The sequence below is a fragment of the Sphingomonas sp. IC4-52 genome (assembly GCF_020707225.1).
Classification (GTDB): Bacteria; Pseudomonadota; Alphaproteobacteria; order Sphingomonadales; family Sphingomonadaceae; genus Sphingomonas.
This window is the reverse complement of record NZ_JAJFEU010000001.1, coordinates 1204037-1221474: the sequence shown is the minus strand read 5'-3', so window position 1 is coordinate 1221474 and position 17438 is coordinate 1204037. Positions and strand designations below refer to the sequence as shown.

Below are 17438 nucleotides of genomic sequence, written 5' to 3'. Positions count from 1 at the left end.
TGATTAGCATCACGCCGCCGGATCAGTTCAGCGCTAAGTATCCGGTTGCGTCTACCTGCTGCCGCCAGCCACGCAGCTGCTCTTTAACGGAAAATCGCCGGAAAGGCCGAACGGGTCAGGCGTAGCGGCGCAGGATCCCGGCAAGCTTGCCCTGTACCCGCACCTGAGCCGGGGCATAACGCTGCGGATCATAAGCACGGTTGGCGGGATCGAGACGGATCATCGCGCCTTCACGACGGAAATACTTCAAGGTCGCCTCGCTATCCTCGATCAAGGCAACGACGATCTCGCCGTCGCGCGCCACGTCCTGCTTGCGGATAAGCGCAAAGTCGCCGTCCAGAATGCCGGCCTCGACCATGGAATCGCCCGCAACCTCTAGGGCGAAATGCTCCCCTGAGCCCAGCAGGGCGGCCGGCACTGGCAGCGTGCTTGCCCCTTCGATGGCCTCGATCGGCACACCCGCGGCAATCCGGCCATGCAGCGGCACTTCCACCACATCATTGGCAGGTTCCGGCACGATGCGGCGCGTGGAGGCGGGCGTCGGCGATTGCTTCACCTCCGCCCGTTCTGGCATCTTGAGCACTTCAAGCGCACGCGCACGGTTCGGCAGGCGTCTAAGGAAGCCACGCTCCTCCAGCGCCGAGATCAGACGATGCACGCCGGACTTCGACTTGAGATCCAGCGCTTCCTTCATTTCCTCGAACGAAGGGGACACGCCGGTCTCAGCCAACCGGTCGTTGATGAAACAGATCAGCTCGTGCTGCTTCCTGGTAAGCACCGCATCGCCTCCGTCGCGAACAGACGAAGAACCTTTAAGGAACGCTTTACCGGGCGTCAAGCGATCATCAGGATTTCTGCCGAGTCGCCGCGTTCTCGTGCCGGATCGTGCGGGGGGCGTACGATGAGGCAGCCCGCGCGAGCAAGGGTGAGCAACATCGAGCTGTCCTGAATGCTCGCCACGAATGCCCGGCCGTCGCGCAGCTCCGCCCGCATGTAATCGGTGCGTGGCCCGTTGGCAGGTATCGTCTCGCCAAGAACCGCGTGGGTGCTGATTGGGAACGGGTCGGCCGCACCTGCAAGATGCGCGATCAATGGTTTAACGAACAGGATGGTCGTCACGAACGCCGATACCGGATTGCCGGGCAGCCCGAGCACGGCCATGTCGCCGCGGCGGCCCGCCATCAGCGGCTTGCCCGGGCGAAGCGCGACGCGCCAGAAGTCGATATTTGCGCCAGCCGCGCGAAGGGCAGGCTGCACAAGATCGTGATCGCCGACCGAAGCGCCCCCGGTGGTGACGAGGAGGTCCGCCTCCACCTTCGCGAACGCATCGGTCAGCACGTCAAGCCGGTCCGGCAGAATGCCCAGGTCGATGACTTCGATTGGCAGATCGGCGAGCAAGGCACGCAGCAGAAGCCGATTGGATTCGGGCAGCGCGTTCGCAACGAGTGCTGCGCCTGGATCAACCAGTTCGTCCCCCGTCGCCGCAATCGCCACGCGAACACGGCGCCTGACGGTGATTTCATAGGCCCCGCCAGTCGCTGCAACCGCCAGTCGTGCCGGCGTCAGCCGTTCGCCGGCGGATACCAGCGTATCGCCTTCGGAAAAGTCGAGGCCGCGGCGACGCACATTGCCGGTTCGCTTGGACGGTCCTTCACCGCTCAGGATCAGGCGTTCCCCGTCGCGCTGCGCTTCTTCCTGCACCAATACGGTATCGGCCCCGGTCGGCATCACTGCGCCGGTGAAGATGCGAACTGCCTCGCCCGGGTTGACCTCGCCAGCGAAGGGCTTGCCCGCCGCGCTTTCGCCGATCACCTGCCACGGTCCGGGCAGGTCGTCGAACCGAAGGGCATAGCCATCCATTGCCGAAAGGTCGTGCGCCGGCTGAGTCCGCTGCGCGGCGATGGGAGCGGCGGCCCAGCGCCCGATGGCCTGCGTGATGGGCAGGGTTTCGGCAGAGACCGGCGGGTTGGCGGCCAGGAGGCGAGCCTGTGCCTCGGCAACGGGAAGCAAGTTGCTCATAGGTGCGGAGTGGCAGATTACGCCTGGCAGGGACAGCCCGATCAATGACCTTCGCGCGAGCCCTCCACCGCCGGTCATCCGGCTTCAGGCGGTGAAGTCGCCGGACTTGCCGCCGCGCTTGGCGAGCAGGCGCACACCGCTGATCGTCATGCGTTTGTCGATCGCCTTGGCCATGTCGTAGATTGTCAGCAGCGCCGCAGAGACGGCGGTGAGCGCTTCCATTTCGACCCCGGTTTTTCCGCTGGTCGCCACAGTAGCCGTTGCGGACACGCCGTCGGCGCCTACTGCCAGGTCGATCGTCACCTTGGACAGGGGCAGGGGATGGCACAAGGGGATCAGATCGCTGGTCCGTTTGGCCGCCATGATCCCCGCGACGCGGGCGACAGCCAGCACGTCGCCCTTCGCCACCGCGCCATCTGCGATCGCCTTTGCGGCCTCGGCGGACATGGTGATGCGCCCCTCGGCCACCGCCTCTCGCGCAGTCTCGCTTTTGCCGCCGACGTCCACCATCCGCGCGGCGCCCGCTTCATCGAGATGCGTGAGCTGGCTCACCCGACTAGGGCACGCGTGGCGGCGGCGACATCCGGTTGGCGCATCAGCGATTCGCCAATCAGGAAGCAGCGCACGTCATGTTCGGCCATCGCATCGAGGTCCGCGCGCGTGTTGAGCCCGCTTTCGGCGACAAAGGTGCATCCGGCGGGCGCCTGGCCAACCAGCTCGAAGGTGCGGTCGAAGCTGACGGAAAAATCTCGCAGATCGCGATTGTTGACCCCGATGAGGCGGGAGCGGAGTGCCAGTGCCCGCTCCAGTTCCTCAGCGTCATGCACTTCGACCAGCACATCCATGCCGCGCTCGATCGCCGCGGCTTCGATCTCGGCGGCGGCACCGTCGTCCAGCGCTGCCATGATGATGAGGATCGCATCGGCACCGATGGCGCGGGCCTCCGCCACTTGCCAGGGATCGACCAGGAAGTCCTTGCGAATGACCGGCAGGTCACATGCCGCCCGCGCGGCGATCAGATAATCCTCATGCCCCTGGAAATACTCGTGGTCGGTCAGCACCGACAGGCAGGCAGCGCCGCCTTCGCTATAGGCGCGCGCATGGGCAGGCGGATCGAAGTCTTCACGGATCAGGCCCTTGGACGGGCTGGCCTTCTTGATCTCGGCGATCAACGCATAGCGCGGTGCGGCGTCGCCCTTCGAGGAACTGCGGATCCGATCCAGTGCCGCCTTGAAGCCCCTGGGTGCGGTCTGCGACCGCGCCAGTGCATCGAGGTCCCCTACCGAGCGCTCCCGCCGACGTGCCGCAACTTCCTCGCGCTTCGTGGCGAGGATCCGATCGAGGATCGTCATGCCCAGGCGATCCAGCGGTTGAGCAGGTCGTTCGCAGCGCCGCTGTCGATGGCCTCTGCCGCGCGGCGTGCGCCGCTTTCCAGCGGTTCGCCAACCAGGGTCAGTGCCACGGCGGCGTTGAGGAGCACCGCGTCGCGATACGCACCGTGCGTTCCCGTCAGCAATTGCCGAAGCGCCGCCGCATTGTGCGCGGGATCGCCGCCCCTGATCGCATCAATCGGATGGCGTCGGACACCGGCATCCTCCGGAACGATGCGCGCGCCAACATCGACGGCGCCGATCGCAACCGCGATGGTCGGACCCGCGCCCGAGACTTCGTCAAGCCCCTCTTCGCCGGACACCACCAGCGCCGCTTGTGTGCCGAGCTGTTCCAGCGCGTCGGCATAGACCGGCGCGTAATCCGGACGAGCGATCCCGATCAGCTGGCGAGTGACATGCGCGGGATTGGCTAGCGGTCCCATCAGGTTGAAGATCGTCCGCTTGCCGATCTGCCGCCGGATGGGCGTGATCCGCTTCATGGCCGGGTGATGATTGGCCGCGAACAGGAAGCAGATGCCGAGTTCGTTCAGCGTCTCTTCTGCCAGCGCGCCTGCCCGTTCCATGTCGAGGCCAAGAGCCTCCAGCGTATCGGCCGCGCCCGCCTTGGACGAGGCCGCCCGGTTACCATGCTTCGCTACCGGCACCCCGCAGGCGGCCACAACCAGGCTGACGGCGGTGGACACGTTGAGCGTATGGTGCCCGTCGCCTCCGGTTCCGCACACGTCGATCGCTTCCGCCGGGGCGCTGATCGGGATCAAGCGGTCCCTGAGCGCCCGGGCCGCTTCGGCAATCTCGATGGAGGTCTCACCCCGGTCGGACAGGTCGATCAGGAATCGCGCCACGGCCTCGTCGCTGGCCCGGCCATCCAGAATGTCGCTGAACGCCTGTGCCGCGCTTTCGCGCGACAGCGGGGTGGACGGGTTGGGCAGCAGGGAAATGGTGGTCATGAGGTTGCCTTGGCGCCGGTCAGCGCGACGAAGTTCGCCAGCAGATCGTGGCCATGCTCCGTTGCGATGCTCTCCGGATGGAATTGTACGCCATGGATCGGCAAGTCGCGATGGCGCAGGCCCATCACCGATCCATCCGCGGCGACCGCGTTCGGGACGAGCACGTCAGGCACATCCTCCACCACCAGCGAATGGTAGCGGGTGGCCGTAAAGGGCGAGGGCAGGCCGGCGAAGACACCCGTCGAATCATGTTCGATCGCGCTTGTCTTACCGTGCATCAGGCCGCCGCGAACCACGCGTCCGCCAAAATGCTGCCCGATCGCCTGATGCCCCAGGCAAACGCCCAGCAACGGCCGGCGCGCCTCGGCACAGGCGGCGACGAGATCAAGGCTGATCCCGGCTTCGTTGGGCGTGCATGGCCCAGGAGACACGAGGAAACCGGTGGCGTTTGACGCAAGCGCTTCCGCCGCGGTCAGCGCATCATTGCGCTCGACGCGTACCTCGGCCCCCAATTCCATCAGATAATGGACCAGGTTCCAGGTGAAGCTGTCGTAATTGTCGACGACCAGGATCATGTGCCCGGTCCATAGCGCAACGCGGGCAAGCCGCAACGACTGTTGCGCTGGCGTAATCTCGCGTAGGCGCGGGCGCGACGTTCACGCGGGATAAAGCCGCCGCTGCGATCGTTGTGTGATTGCCCCAGGAGGTCGCCTTCCATGTTTCGCTCCCTCGTCTTTGCCGCCGCCGCTTCGGCCGCGATCATTCCCGCCGCCGCCATGGCCCAGTCGCAGGCGGAAAGCGGCCAGCCGCCGCAGCGTATCCGGCAAGTGACGCTGACCGGGAACGAGAAGTGCCCGACCGCCGCGGCGGATGAGATCGTGGTGTGCAGCCGCCTCGATCCGAACGAGCAGTTCCGCGTCCCCAAGGGATTGCGCCGCCCGCCCGAGGTGCCGGCCCAGAATCAGAGCTGGGTGAATCGTGCCGCAACCGTGGATCGCGTGGGCAGGGTGGCCGGCGGCCTTCCCAACACCTGCTCTCCGATCGGTACGGGCGGGCAGACCGGATGCGGCGTCGGGGCGGGTCAGGCTTGGGCCGCGGAGCGCCAGCAGGCGCGTCGGGAGCAGGAAGCCTCGACGCCAGAGGCCCGCACCGATATCGATCTGGAGGATGAGCCCCGGCGCTGATGCGTCGGCGGGCGCCGGGCGAGGGGATCAGCGCGGCGACGAGGTAACTGGCTCCCTCAGCAACCCCGCGAGGTCCGCTTTCCAGAACTTCGCCCATGTGTGGGTGCCGTGACCCTTCGTCTCCGGACTCGCGGCGATCAGCCGGAAGGTCGCGTGCGGCATGCGCTTGGCGGCGGCATCCGTGATCCCGTAGCCGGACGGGTTGATGAAATCGTCCTCGGAATTGATCCACAATACCGGGACGGTGATCTTCTCCAGCGCCGCCGACGGATCGTAGTTTCGTGAGGCGTCCAGCTGGTAGATGTAGTCGTTGGCATCGCGGCCAGCACTGTTGCGCGCGAACGCCTGTGCCAGGAACGCCTCGGATGCCGCCCGCGTCGGATATTGCTTCTGCAGCGCCAATGGGTTCGCGCCCGCGATGATCGACAGGCTTGCTGCGGTGCGCAGGCCCTGTTCCGGCTGCGCCGTATAATTGCCGCCCCTCCACGCCGGGTCCGCCTGGATCGCGTCGATCGACAGCTTGCGCCACATCCGGTTCAGCCCGGCAATCGGCACCGGCAAGCAGGCAAATGGCGCCAGCCGCTCCGCGAACCCGGGAAAGGTTTCACCCCAGACAAAGGCATGCATACATCCCATTGACGTGCCGAGGATTACCTTCAGCCGGGTGACGCCGAGCTTCTCCAGCATTGCCTTCTGTGCGGCGACCATGTCGTCATAGTCATATTTGGGGAACGCCATTCGCTTGCCGTCGGAGGGCTTGGACGAGGCGCCATGCCCGATGTTGTCCGGCAGGATCACATAGTGGGTACGAATGTCGAAGGGCTGGCCGGGCCCGTAGAGTTCATCGGCGAACTGCGGCGACAAGAATTGTTTGCCGGTCCCGCCCGTGCCGTGGAGAACCATGACGGCATTGTCGATCTGCCCGTCGGCGCCGCGATGGGGGGTGCCGAGGGTGGTGTAGTGCATCCGCACGTCCATGGTCTCGCCCGTCTTGAACCGGAACGCCGGCAGCGTGACGTCTGCCTCCTTGCTTGGCCATGCGGACGGGGCCGGTGCTGGATTGGCGGGCGTCGCCACCGGCTGCGTGGTCTGGGCCGTGGCGGGGAGGGCGGTTGCGAGAGCGGCGGTCGAAGCGACGATGGACAAGAAGCGCATGGTCGCAGCCTATCCACGACCGCGTGCCTGGGGAAGAGTTGTTACCGGTCCGCGCCCGGCCGCAGCGGGGTGGCTGCGTGCGCGCCCACCACCGTGTGCCAGGGCTCGACCCGCCACGCTTTCACCAGCCCCTGCAATACATAGGGATCTGCCTTCGCGAAGGCTTCGGCGCTGGCGCGGTCACGGAACAGCAGCAGTGCAGATGCCACGGGCTCGCCCACCGCCCCGCCCAGCACCAGATTACCGGTATCTGCCGCCGTCCAGGCGAGGCGAAGATGCTCCTCGCGGAACTCTCCACGCCGATCCAGATAATCCGGCGCCAGATCATAGACCAGCAACTGGTGCGCGGCGGCGTTCACTGTCCGAACCCGCCAGCGCTGGCTTGTGCAATCGCCTCTCGCGCCGCGGCGAGAAGGGCACCCGCCTTTGCCTCGCACTCGCGCTGCTCATAGGCGGGGTCGCTGTCCGCGACGATGCCGGCGCCCGCCTGAACATGCATGGTGCCGTCCTTCACAATCGCCGTTCGCAGGACGATGCAGGAGTCCATCGATCCATCCGGCGAGAAATAGCCGACGCCTCCGGCATAGGCTCCGCGCTTTTCGCCCTCTAGTTCGGCAATGATCTGGCACGCCCGCACCTTGGGCGCCCCGCTTACCGTGCCGGCCGGGAACCCGGCGAACAGCGCGTCGATGGCGTCATGCTTCGGATCGAGCCGGCCCACCACGTTCGAGACGATGTGCATGACGTGGCTGTAGAATTCGACGGTGTAGCTGTCGGTGACGTTGACCGTGCCGGCGGCGGCCACCCGGCCGACGTCGTTGCGGCCCAGATCGAGCAGCATCAGATGCTCCGCCCGCTCCTTGGGGTCCGCAAGCAGGCTGGTCCGGTTTGCCTCATCCTCGCTTGCCGTACGGCCACGCGGGCGAGTCCCCGCGATCGGCCGGATGGTCACTTCCCCATCACGCACGCGGACGAGGATTTCGGGGCTCGAGCCGGTCAGGGCAAAGCCGGGCAGATCGAGGTGATAAAGGAACGGAGACGGGTTGATCCGGCGCAGTGCGCGATAAAGCTCGAAAGGCGGAAGCGCGAAAGGCGTGGTGAAGCGCTGGGCGAGCACCACCTGAAAGATGTCGCCGGCGACGATATACTCTTTCGCCGCCCTCACCATCTCGCCATAGCGGCCCTCCGGTAGCACTGGCGCCAGAGCGATCTCAGCCGGTTCGCCGCGAACGCGCGGCGGCAGCGTCGCCGCTTCCAGCCGCGCCTCGATAGCGTCCAGCCGTTCACTGGCTTCGGCAACGATCGCCTCATCCGACCGGCCCGCCTTTGGCCAGACCGGTGCGACAAGGAACAGCGCATCGGCCAGCCGATCGAAGACCAGGATCACGGTCGGCCGAACGAACATCATGTCCGGCAATCCCAGCGCATCAGTCTTCGGCGCGGGCAGATCTTCGACTAGGCCGATCGTCTCGTAGCCGAAATACCCCACCAGGCACGCCAGCGCGCGCGGCAGTTCTTCCGGCACGTCCATCCGGCAGGAGGCGACCAGATCGCGCAGCGCGGCGAGGGTCGGCGCCTCGCAAGCAACAAATGCGTCGCGATCGGTCAGCCAGCGGCGGTTGATCGACGCGTGATTGCCTTCCGCCCGGAAGACGACGTCGGGCGCGAGGCCGATCAGGCTATGCCGCCCGCGAACCGCGCCGCCTTCGACCGATTCCAGCAGGAAGTCGCCGCGGCCCGGCTCGATGAGCTTCAGGGCGGCCGCCACCGGCGTTTCGGTGTCGGCGATGCGCCGCCGCCAGACAAGCGCCGGCCGCCCTCCAGCGAGAGCGTCGAGGGCGGCTCGGTTACTGATTGGAGCCACCCTGGCCGACCAGGCTGGCCTTCACGCGTGCCACCGCATCCGGGTTCCGGCTCGCCTTCATCGCCTTCTTCACGGCTTCGGTGAACTGCTGTGCATATTCACCGCCGACCACGCGGCCGAGATCCTGACGGGTAGCGGTCAACACCTGCGGGATCTTCGCGGCATCCCCGGGCGTAATCTGCTCCACTTTGACGATCAGCCAGCCATTCCCGGCCGGTGACTCCAGCATCTTGGCGGTGCCGCCCTTCATGCTGAACATCAGCGCGAGCACCGGATTGGGGCCTCGCGGATCGGCGTTCACCTGCGAGCGTGCGGCAACCAGCCGTTCAACCTTGCCGCCGCGGACACCGGCATCAGCCAGGGCCTTGTCGATGGCAGCACCCTTGTTGATCGCTGCAAGCGCCTTGGTGGCTGCCGCACGCGCGGCGCGACGGGCACGATCGGCGGCGAAGTCTTGCGCCACCTGATCGCGTACCGATGCCAGCGGTCGCGGCGCGGCACGGACGATCCGGTCCAGCGCAACCACCGCGAAGCTGCCGTCGGTGGCAGTCTGGACAACCTGAGGATCGTCACCTTCCTCCGACTGGAAGGCCGCCGACAGGATCGGCAGCAGTGCGGGGTCGGGCTGCACGTTCGGCTTTTCCGGGTCGATGCCAGTCGCGGTGAGCGCCGGTGTGGCGACCGCCGTCAGCTTCTGGTCGGCGACCAGTTCGGAGAAGTTCGCGTTGTCTGCGATCGAGTCTTCCAGGGCGTCGCGGATCGCTGCAAGGCTGTCCGCGGTCTTTTTCTTCGTCAATTCCTCTACGATCGTCGGACGCGCTTCGGCCAGCGACTTGCCGGCGACCTGAGCGACATTCTCAACCTTCGCGACCACGAAGCCGATCGAGCCGCGCACGGGCCCGATCACGCCGCCACTCTGCGCGCCAAACACGGCATCCGCAACTGCAGCAGAGCTCGCCTGCGTCAGCGCCTTCTTGTCCTGCCCCTCCAGGCGGCGCGCCTCCAGGCCGGCGGCACGTGCTGCGTCGGACACGGAAGTGCCGCCGCGGACCTTGCTGGCCAATGATGCTGCTGCCTTTTGATCTAGCACCGTGACGAGGGACACGGTCCGCGTCTCACGGGCGCCCCAGCGCGCCTTGTCGCCATTGTACGCCGCGGCAATGTCCGCCTCGGTCGGCGTCGCGCGTGCCTTCACTGTTTCGGGCGTCACGATGGCGTAGCGGGCGACACGGCGCTCCGGAAGCGAGTAACGCGCGACGTTGCGCTGGTACCAGGTCTGGATTTCCGCGTCGGTCGGTGCGCTGCCGGCCGGCATGGCGGATGCCGGGATCATCGCTATCTGGCCGGCGCGACGCTCCAGCAGCAAGGAGGCGTAAGGGAGGGCAAGTGACTGCGGAACCTGGCTGGCGCCGAGCTGCGGGCGCAGCAGGAACTGCACCATGGTTTCCCGGGCGATATCGGATTGGACCTGGGCATCGGTCAGGCGGTTGCGGGCGAGCACCTGCTCATAGATTGCCTGGTCGAACTTGCCGGTGGGGCCCTGAAGGGCGGGGATGTTGCGAAGCTCGCTGCCGATCAGCGCGCGGCTCACCACCATGCCCTGGTCCTCGCCAAATGCTTCCAGTGCAAGGCCGTTCAGCATCCGGTCCAGCACGCTTTCGACACCGCCTGCGGCCACCAGCTGGCTCATGTCGGCCGTAGGAGAGCGCTGCTGGGCGCCACGCAACTCGTCCTGTACGCGGCGGGTGAGTTCGGTTTCGGAGACGCTCTCGCCTCCGACCTTGGCGACGGTACCGCCGCTGGCCCCTGCGCTCTGCAGGCCAGTGATATCGCCCAGCGCGAATGCCAGCGCGATGACGCCCAGCACGCCCATCGTGATGACGATGCCAAAGCGTGAATAGATGATACGACGAAAGAACCCGAGCATGCAGCGCCAATCCGTTGAACGGCGCTCGCTTTAAGGGCGCCTCTTCGTTACCGCAACGGCGCAACCGACAAGGGGGAGAGAGCATGCGTCGCAAGTTCGTGGCGGGTAACTGGAAGATGAACGGCAATCAGGCGGCGCTGGCCGAGCTCGAAGCCGTGGCAACCTCGATCGATCCGCGCGTTGACGTGGCAATCGCGGTGCCAGCAACGCTGATCCATCCCGCCGCCCAGTGCGCAGGCTTTCCGATCGGCGCCGAGGATGTTCATGCTGCGGACAGCGGCGCACATACTGGCTGCGTTTCGGTACCGATGATCAAGGAGGCGGGCGCCGTCTTTTCCATCGTTGGCCACTCGGAACGGCGGCAGGGCCAGGGTGAAACCGACGCGGACGTGAAGGCCAAGGCCGAAGCATGCCGCCGCCATGGTCTGGATGCGATCCTGTGCGTTGGCGAGACGCTTGAGCAGCGCGAAGCCGGTGAGGCGGAAAAGGTCGTCACGGCTCAGGTCCGCGCCTCGTTGCCGGAGGGCGCCGCCGGCGATTGGCTCGCGATTGCCTATGAGCCGATCTGGGCGATCGGGACTGGTAAGGTCGCGACCGTTGCTGACGTGGAAGCAATGCATGCCGCCATCCGCGGCGCGCTGGTGGAAGTACTCGGGGCGGAGCAGGGTGGCGCCATTCGCCTTTTGTACGGTGGCTCCGTCACGGCCGAGAATGCCGCCGGGCTGCTCCACGCGGCGGAGGTGGACGGCGCGCTGGTCGGCGGCGCGAGCCTGACCGCAGCCAAGTTCGCGCCGATCATCGCGGCGGCTGTTGGCTGATCCGATCTGCCGGTCAGGCGTGCAGACCGCAGGTGCCAGCGCCTACGGTCTGCCGCAGTCTGAGATGGCCGGATCGCGCCGGAACGACGCTGATTGCGTCTGATGCGACGCTGACATCTGCAAGCTTGATTGGGATGTGCGAGGTAGCTCGTGCTTAGCCGTATCGCTTTTTCAGCACGCCCCAGGCTGCCCGCAAGCCGAGCGCTTCGCCACCTTTCGGGCGGGCCGGCTTGGCAGCCGGGCGCCACGCAAATGTGTCGACATGGGCCCAGGCGACGTTCTTCGGCACGAACCTCCGAAGAAACAGCGCCGCGGTGACCGCGCCTGCAAAGCCGCCGTCCGGCGCATTGACCATGTCGGCAATGTCCGACTTCAGCATGTCCTCGTAACCGTCCCAAAGCGGCAATCGCCACATCGGATCGTGAGCAGCGTCTGCTGCCGCCAGGAAGTCGGCCGCGAGCGTTTCGTCATTGGTGAAGAGCGGGGGCAGGTCAGGTCCCAGCGCCACCCGCGCTGCGCCGGTCAACGTCGCGTAATCCAGGATCAGTTCCGGCGACCCCTCGGCCGCCTTCGTAAGCGCGTCAGCCAGGATCAGGCGACCTTCCGCGTCTGTATTGGTATTTTCCACGGTGAGGCCCTGCCGCGTGCGCAGCACGTCGCCAGGTCGGAAGGCATCGCCCGCAATGGCGTTTTCCACTGCCGGGATCAGCAGGTGCAGCCTGACCTTCAGCTTCGCCGCCATAACCAGGCTGGCAAGAGCGATCATGTGCGCCGCGCCGCCCATATCCTTTTTCATCAGCCGCATCGCCGAGGACGGCTTGATATCGAGGCCGCCCGAATCGAAGCAGACGCCCTTGCCGACCAACGCAACGCGAGGGTGGGCGGGGTCGCCCCATTCCAGTTCGATCAGCCGGGGCGAGCGATTCTTTGCCGCCGCCTGGCCCACCGCATGGATCATGGGATACTCGTCCGCGAGCACGTCCCCGCGAATGCAGTTGACCGTGGCGCCATGCTTTTTAGCCAGAGCCTCGACGATCGCCTCCAGCTCGGCCGGACCGAGATCGGATGCACCGGTGTCGACAAGATCGCGGACCAGGGCGGTTGCTTCGGCCAGGCGAACGATTTCCTCGATTCGCGCCGGCTCTCCGGTCAGCAACACGCGTGGCCCCTGTGGTTCCGGGGTGCGATAGCGGGTGAACTTGTGCTGGCCGAGCGCCCACCCGAGCATGGCCGCGCCCGGTTCCCCCTTTGCGAGGCGATAGGTTCCCTCGGGCAGGCCATCGCCGAGGGAAGCGATCCGCCAGGGTGAGCTTTCCGCCTCGTTGCACACCAGCAGCATGGACCAGTCCTCGGCCGAATCGCCGGGCAGAATGGCCCGGTTGCCCGGCTTTCCCACCACCTTGCCCGCCGCGACGGCAGTGCGGCTGCGGACGGGTTGCTGCGCCAGCCAGTCGCTGAAGTCGTCGGGATGAACGACGTGGATCAGGCGGGCGGGCTGGCCGCGATCGGCGGCGAGGAAGGAGCTGAAGTCGGTCATTGCAACCTTTGTCTCTCCTCCCGGGATCGGGAGGGTTGCGGAAGCGCGAGTCTGTTGGGGCAAGGACATGCCCGTCCACTTTGCGCCCCGCAACCCGGGGCGGTGGGATGGTTCCCATGATCCGTCGTGCACCCTACATCGGGGGCATGACGACACACTCGACTCGCATGCTCATTCTCGGCTCCGGCCCGGCCGGCCTTTCCGCTGCCATCTACGGCGCACGCGCCGGCATGAAGCCGATCCTTGTTCAGGGCATTCAGCCCGGTGGTCAGTTGATGACCACCACGGACGTGGAAAACTATCCGGGCTTTGCTGACGTGATCCAGGGGCCGTGGCTCATGGAGCAGATGCAGAAGCAGGCCGAGCATGTCGGTACGCAGTTGATGTGGGATACCATTGTCGCCGTCGACCTGACGCGCCGGCCGTTCCGCCTGACCGGCGACAGCGGCGACATCTACGAGGGGGACGTGCTGGTGATTGCTACCGGCGCGCAGGCAAAGTGGCTCGGCCTGCCGAGCGAAGACGCGATGAAGGGCAAGGGCGTTTCCGCCTGCGCCACCTGCGACGGCTTCTTTTATCGCGGCAAGAAGGTGGCCGTCATCGGCGGCGGCAATACCGCGGTCGAGGAAGCGCTTTATCTCACCAACCATTCCGATGACGTCACGTTGATCCACCGCCGTGACAGTTTGCGTGCGGAGAAGATCCTGCAGGAGCGACTGTTTGCGCATCCCAATGTGAAGGTGCTGTGGAACAAGGAAGTTCGTGAGTTCGTGGATGGCGGCGGCAATGCCGGGCTCGTCGCGCTCGACCTGCGGGATACGGTAACGGGCGAACATTCCCGGCTCGATGTTGAAGGCGGGTTCGTCGCGATCGGTCACCATCCCGCGACCGAGCTCTTCCGCGGGCATCTGGAGCTCGACGAGGATCATTATATCAAGGTCGAAACCGGCTCCACGCGCACCAGCGTTCCCGGCGTCTTTGCGTGCGGCGACGTGATGGACAAGGTCTACCGCCAGGCGGTCACCGCGGCGGGCACCGGCTGCATGGCGGCACTGGATGCGGAGCGCTTCCTGGCGGAGGCGGATTTCGAAAAAATGGCGGAAGCGGCGGAATAATGCCCTGATCTGTCATGCCGGGCTTGTTCCCGCACCGCCGGTGCCGCAAACGCTGCGGGCCAACGGGCACGCCGTTGGGTGCCGGAAAGTGCCCGGCATGACACAAGATCTTGGGGGGTCGCTTGAAGCTGAAATTCGTCCTGGCGTTTACCGCCGCCATTGCCGCACCGCTGGCGGCACAGAACAAGCCTGAGACCAAGACCGAACGGTCGGATGATGCCGCGATCCCACCGCCCGTCGTGTCGGTCACGCGGCACTCCGGCACCTTCGGCGGCACGCGCATCAACTATCGTGCGATCGCTGGCGAGACCTACCTGAAGGACAAGGATGGCAAGCCTCTCGCTGCCATCACGTCATACAGTTACATCAAGGAAGGGCCGGTCGATCCCAAGCGCCCAGTGACCTTCCTGTGGAATGGTGGTCCCGGGTCCGGTTCCCTGTGGCTGCACATGGGCGCATTCGGACCCAAGCGCGTGGTGATCCCATCCGATGCGCGCGACGACGGCGCCCCGCCTTTTCCCATTGTCGACAACGTCGATTCGCTCCTCGACGTCACCGACCTCGTCTTCATTGATCCCGTTGGAACCGGATTCAGCCGGGCGCTCGGCAAGACCGATCCCAAGGATTATTGGGGGGTGACGAAGGACGCCAAGTCGATGGCCGCCTTCATCCGGCTGTGGCTCAACGAGCATGGTCGCTGGAATGCCCCGAAATTTATCGGCGGCGAAAGCTATGGCACCACCCGTTCAGCCGCAGTCATCAATGAGCTTGAGGGTACCTACACCGACGTGTCGGTCAACGGGATCATCCTCATCTCATCGATCCTGGACTTGAGCGCGGCGGCGGACACGCCAGGCAACGAGATCGGCTACATCACGAACCTGCCGTCGATGGCCGCGACCGCCTGGTACCACAACAAGGTTGCTGACCGGCCCGCCACCGTTGAACAGTTCATCGCAGAGGCCAAGGCCTTCGCAATCGGCCCCTATGCCAGCGCCTTGCTGAAGGGCAATGCGCTGACCACCGAAGAGCGGCAGGCAATTCTTCCGCAACTCTCCCGCTACACCGGTGTGTCGCAGGAATATCTGGCGCGTGCCGATCTGCGTCTGGCGCCGGGACGCTTCTACAAGGAGCTGCTGCGCGATCGCGGTCAAACGATCGGGCGGCTCGACACGCGCTATCTGGGCAAGGATTACGACAATGCCGGCGAGGAGCCGGACAATGATCCCAGCTTCTATGCGATCGATGGTGCCTACACGGCGGCAATGAACGCCTATGCCCGCGAAACGCTGAAATACTCGCCCGACGTCACCTACGTTTCCATCGGCGGCGTCGGCGACTGGGACTGGAAGATCGGCGGCCCCCGCGGCGGCGCCGGGTATGTCAATGTTGCGCCGTACATCGGCCGCGCAATGCGTGAGAACAGCGGCCTGCGAGTGTTCGTTGGTCAGGGCTATTACGACTTTGCGACGCCCTTCTTCGGTGCGGAATATTCACTGAACCGAACCGGCATTCCCAATGACGGGCGGATTACCTGGCATTGGTACAATGCCGGTCACATGATGTACGTCCGCGATGAGGATTTGCGTAAGCTGTCCACGGACGTGCGCGCCTTTATCAGGGCGCGCTGAGGACGGATCGGATCGCCCGCTCGAGCGCAACGGCGTCGCCCGGGCGAGCGAAGCTGTGTGATCCGGTATCGATGGTGATGGTGCGCGGGAAAATACCCGCGCGCCTCGCCGCATCGGCATAGGCGATGGCTGTTCCATCACCGCGAGCCAGGATGACGGTGGCGCGGTCGCCCCAGCGAGCGATGGCCTCCAACGTGCGGGAGGTCAGATCCGTGGCCTCCTCGCGCGCGGCAATCCTCTTCAACCCGCGGAGCAGCTTGGCAGGCGAGAGCCCGCGGGTGGCGATCCGTTTCCAAGCCGCCGGGCTTTGCAGTTGCGCCAGATAATGCGCCTTGATCGCGGCCGGCGGCGGCAGGTTGGCCGCGCTTTCCACCACCCATGGATTCGCCAGCACAACTGAGTTGCAGCCGGCCTCGTTCCCCCACCACGCAAGACTGGTGGCCGCGTCGCAGTTTCCGAACCCGATCAAGCGACTGACCTGGGGCGCGACTGCTCGGAACGTGGCGGCAGCAGCAAGCAGATCTTCGCTGGCGTTCGCAAATGTCCGGTTGCTTCCGCTGGAGTCTCCGACACCGCGCCGATCATAGCGGAAGACAGGTGTGCCGGCGCTCGCCAGGCGAGCCGCAAGCATCGCCATTGCGCGATGTGCGCCAGCCCGAATCTCGTTGCCGCCAGTGACGATCAGCAGGCCGGTCGTTCCCGGCGCCTCATCGATCGTGCCCAGAAGCGTTTCTCCGGCACATTCAAAGGTCAGATGTCGGCGGTTCACCCGAACCAGTCCGCCGGAATTGCCTGTATCATCTCCGCCGGCAGGCGCCGTTCGCCCGCCATCACTCGGACTGCGCTCTAACCCAGGCAGCGAGATCGTCCGCCACAAGGCTCTGCAGTTGCTCGTCCGTATCGGGCTCACTGGCGCGCCATAATGGTCGGCCTGCCAGCTTGTGGTCGGCCGGTTTGATGTCGCTATCCAGACGAACCACGCGCAATCGCCCGGTCACCGTGGGTTGCGCGAGTGCCAGGGCGCTCAGCATCTCGGACGATAGCAGGTTCCCCGCCAGATCGGCGCCTCCCGATAGCTCGCGGACCCGCCCAAGCTCTCGGATCAGGGGCTCGCCGGATTGCGGAGAAAGATACCACCGGCTGGCCGCCGCTGCCTGGCCATCAACCAACACGCCACTTCGCCACGCACAGATATGCACCGGGCCTGCGATCTGCCCGCAAGCGGCGGCGAACGCTTCCCTCCAGGCCTGCAGTGTGGCGTCCTTTGTATCGACCAGGCTCTCGCCAGTACCGGGCAGATCGGGAAGGGCCGAAGCGATGCCGTGCTTTGCGAGCTGCCTCAGGACGTCGACCATTGCTGCGCGCGTGCGATTGCCTTCTTCGAACAAGGGCAATGCAGCGATCACGCGAGGCGGGCCCTCGGGGCCGAAGCGAAGCATCAGCTCACGCCCGCCCGCCCATTGATAATGATCGATGCGCGGGCCAGTTGTGCCCGCCATACGTTCAGATCAGCGTCTTGCTGGCGGCGAAAGTGGTGAGCGCGCCGAAGGTCTCGAGCATATCTCCGTCGACCTCATCATCGTCGATCACGATCCCCAGGCGGTCCTCGATCTCGGTCAAAACCCCTGCGACGGCCATCGAATCAAGTTCGGGCAGCGCGCCGAACAAGGGCGTGGAATCGTTGAAGGCGGATACCCGCTCGTCCGATAATGCAAGCACGTCCTTGAGCACGGCGCGCACCGTGGCGTCGACTTCGGGTTTGCCTTCCGGAATCACCTGCGTCCCCTCAAAAATCTTGGGTGCCGTTAAGCCCGGGGGATGAAATCCGCAACGCCCCGGCGCTATGACCG

General features: G+C 65.7%; 18 protein-coding genes. 4 read left to right on the top strand and 14 right to left on the bottom strand.

All coding sequences use genetic code 11. The annotated features are described in order from the left end of the window. Window positions 1-115: 115 nt before the first annotated feature. From lexA to LK535_RS05980, 6 genes are all read right to left on the bottom strand, one after another. Complete coding sequence (gene lexA / locus LK535_RS06005; RefSeq protein WP_227770926.1) at window positions 116-778, bottom strand: transcriptional repressor LexA; 663 nt, start codon at window positions 776-778, stop codon at window positions 116-118. A 56-nt stretch (window positions 779-834) separates the two neighbouring features. Continuing rightward, window positions 835-2019 (bottom strand): molybdopterin molybdotransferase MoeA, encoded by a 1185-nt coding sequence (locus LK535_RS06000; protein ID WP_227770925.1) that lies wholly within the window; start codon window positions 2017-2019, stop codon window positions 835-837. 84 nt (window positions 2020-2103) lie between these two features. Then, window positions 2104-2571 (bottom strand): cyclic pyranopterin monophosphate synthase MoaC, encoded by a 468-nt coding sequence (gene moaC, locus LK535_RS05995; protein WP_227770924.1) that lies wholly within the window; start codon window positions 2569-2571, stop codon window positions 2104-2106. After that, window positions 2568-3371, bottom strand: coding sequence for an indole-3-glycerol phosphate synthase TrpC (gene trpC, locus LK535_RS05990; RefSeq protein WP_227770923.1), 804 nt, complete (start codon window positions 3369-3371; stop codon window positions 2568-2570). The genes moaC and trpC overlap by 4 nt, the downstream gene beginning before the upstream one ends. Next, the gene (trpD, locus tag LK535_RS05985) at window positions 3368-4357 is read right to left on the bottom strand and encodes an anthranilate phosphoribosyltransferase (protein WP_227770922.1); all 990 of its coding nucleotides are present in this window, start codon (window positions 4355-4357) and stop codon (window positions 3368-3370) included. Before trpD ends, trpC begins: the two co-directional genes overlap by 4 nt. Continuing rightward, window positions 4354-4932 (bottom strand): anthranilate synthase component II, encoded by a 579-nt coding sequence (locus tag LK535_RS05980; RefSeq protein ID WP_227770921.1) that lies wholly within the window; start codon window positions 4930-4932, stop codon window positions 4354-4356. The genes trpD and LK535_RS05980 overlap by 4 nt, the downstream gene beginning before the upstream one ends. A gap of 141 nt (window positions 4933-5073) precedes the next feature. Here LK535_RS05980 and LK535_RS05975 point away from each other — a divergent pair, with 141 nt between their 5' ends. Beyond that, window positions 5074-5541 carry a hypothetical protein gene (locus LK535_RS05975; RefSeq protein ID WP_227770920.1) on the top strand — a complete coding sequence of 156 codons (468 nt, stop codon included), beginning with the start codon at window positions 5074-5076 and terminating at the stop codon, window positions 5539-5541. Window positions 5542-5568: 27 nt separating this feature from the next. Here the strand turns inward: LK535_RS05975 and LK535_RS05970 are convergent, their stop codons facing one another. From LK535_RS05970 to LK535_RS05955, 4 genes are read right to left on the bottom strand one after another with little or no spacing between them, the layout of a single operon-like run. Further along, entirely contained in the window at window positions 5569-6696 is a 1128-nt protein-coding gene (locus tag LK535_RS05970; protein ID WP_227770919.1) for an alpha/beta fold hydrolase, read from the bottom strand. Between the two features lie 41 nt (window positions 6697-6737). Then, complete coding sequence (locus tag LK535_RS05965; RefSeq protein ID WP_227770918.1) at window positions 6738-7055, bottom strand: YciI-like protein; 318 nt, start codon at window positions 7053-7055, stop codon at window positions 6738-6740. After that, the gene (gene trpE, locus LK535_RS05960; protein WP_227770917.1) at window positions 7052-8560 is read right to left on the bottom strand and encodes an anthranilate synthase component I; all 1509 of its coding nucleotides are present in this window, start codon (window positions 8558-8560) and stop codon (window positions 7052-7054) included. Before trpE ends, LK535_RS05965 begins: the two co-directional genes overlap by 4 nt. After that, window positions 8544-10487, bottom strand: a complete 1944-nt coding sequence (locus LK535_RS05955; RefSeq protein WP_227770916.1) for a peptidylprolyl isomerase — start codon at window positions 10485-10487, stop codon at window positions 8544-8546. Before LK535_RS05955 ends, trpE begins: the two co-directional genes overlap by 17 nt. 83 nt (window positions 10488-10570) lie before the next feature. Between LK535_RS05955 and tpiA the strand changes: the two genes are divergently transcribed. Then, window positions 10571-11305, top strand: a complete 735-nt coding sequence (tpiA, locus tag LK535_RS05950) for a triose-phosphate isomerase (RefSeq protein ID WP_227770915.1) — start codon at window positions 10571-10573, stop codon at window positions 11303-11305. A gap of 154 nt (window positions 11306-11459) precedes the next feature. Here tpiA and LK535_RS05945 read toward each other — a convergent pair whose 3' ends face one another. Continuing rightward, window positions 11460-12842, bottom strand: a complete 1383-nt coding sequence (locus LK535_RS05945; protein WP_227770914.1) for a leucyl aminopeptidase family protein — start codon at window positions 12840-12842, stop codon at window positions 11460-11462. A gap of 146 nt (window positions 12843-12988) precedes the next feature. Between LK535_RS05945 and trxB the strand changes: the two genes are divergently transcribed. Next, window positions 12989-13957 carry a thioredoxin-disulfide reductase gene (gene trxB, locus LK535_RS05940; protein WP_227771097.1) on the top strand — a complete coding sequence of 323 codons (969 nt, stop codon included), beginning with the start codon at window positions 12989-12991 and terminating at the stop codon, window positions 13955-13957. A 122-nt stretch (window positions 13958-14079) separates the two neighbouring features. Then, on the top strand, window positions 14080-15588 hold the full coding sequence (locus LK535_RS05935) for a S10 family peptidase (protein WP_415837086.1): 1509 nt from the start codon (window positions 14080-14082) through the stop codon (window positions 15586-15588). Here LK535_RS05935 and LK535_RS05930 read toward each other — a convergent pair. From LK535_RS05930 to LK535_RS05920, 3 genes are all read right to left on the bottom strand, one after another. After that, complete coding sequence (locus tag LK535_RS05930; RefSeq protein WP_227770913.1) at window positions 15575-16357, bottom strand: hydrolase 1, exosortase A system-associated; 783 nt, start codon at window positions 16355-16357, stop codon at window positions 15575-15577. The genes LK535_RS05935 and LK535_RS05930 overlap by 14 nt on opposite strands. A 61-nt stretch (window positions 16358-16418) precedes the next feature. Next, entirely contained in the window at window positions 16419-17087 is a 669-nt protein-coding gene (locus LK535_RS05925; RefSeq protein ID WP_227770912.1) for a hypothetical protein, read from the bottom strand. Window positions 17088-17091: 4 nt separating this feature from the next. Continuing rightward, window positions 17092-17364 (bottom strand): acyl carrier protein, encoded by a 273-nt coding sequence (locus LK535_RS05920; RefSeq protein WP_227770911.1) that lies wholly within the window; start codon window positions 17362-17364, stop codon window positions 17092-17094. Window positions 17365-17438 lie beyond the last annotated feature (74 nt).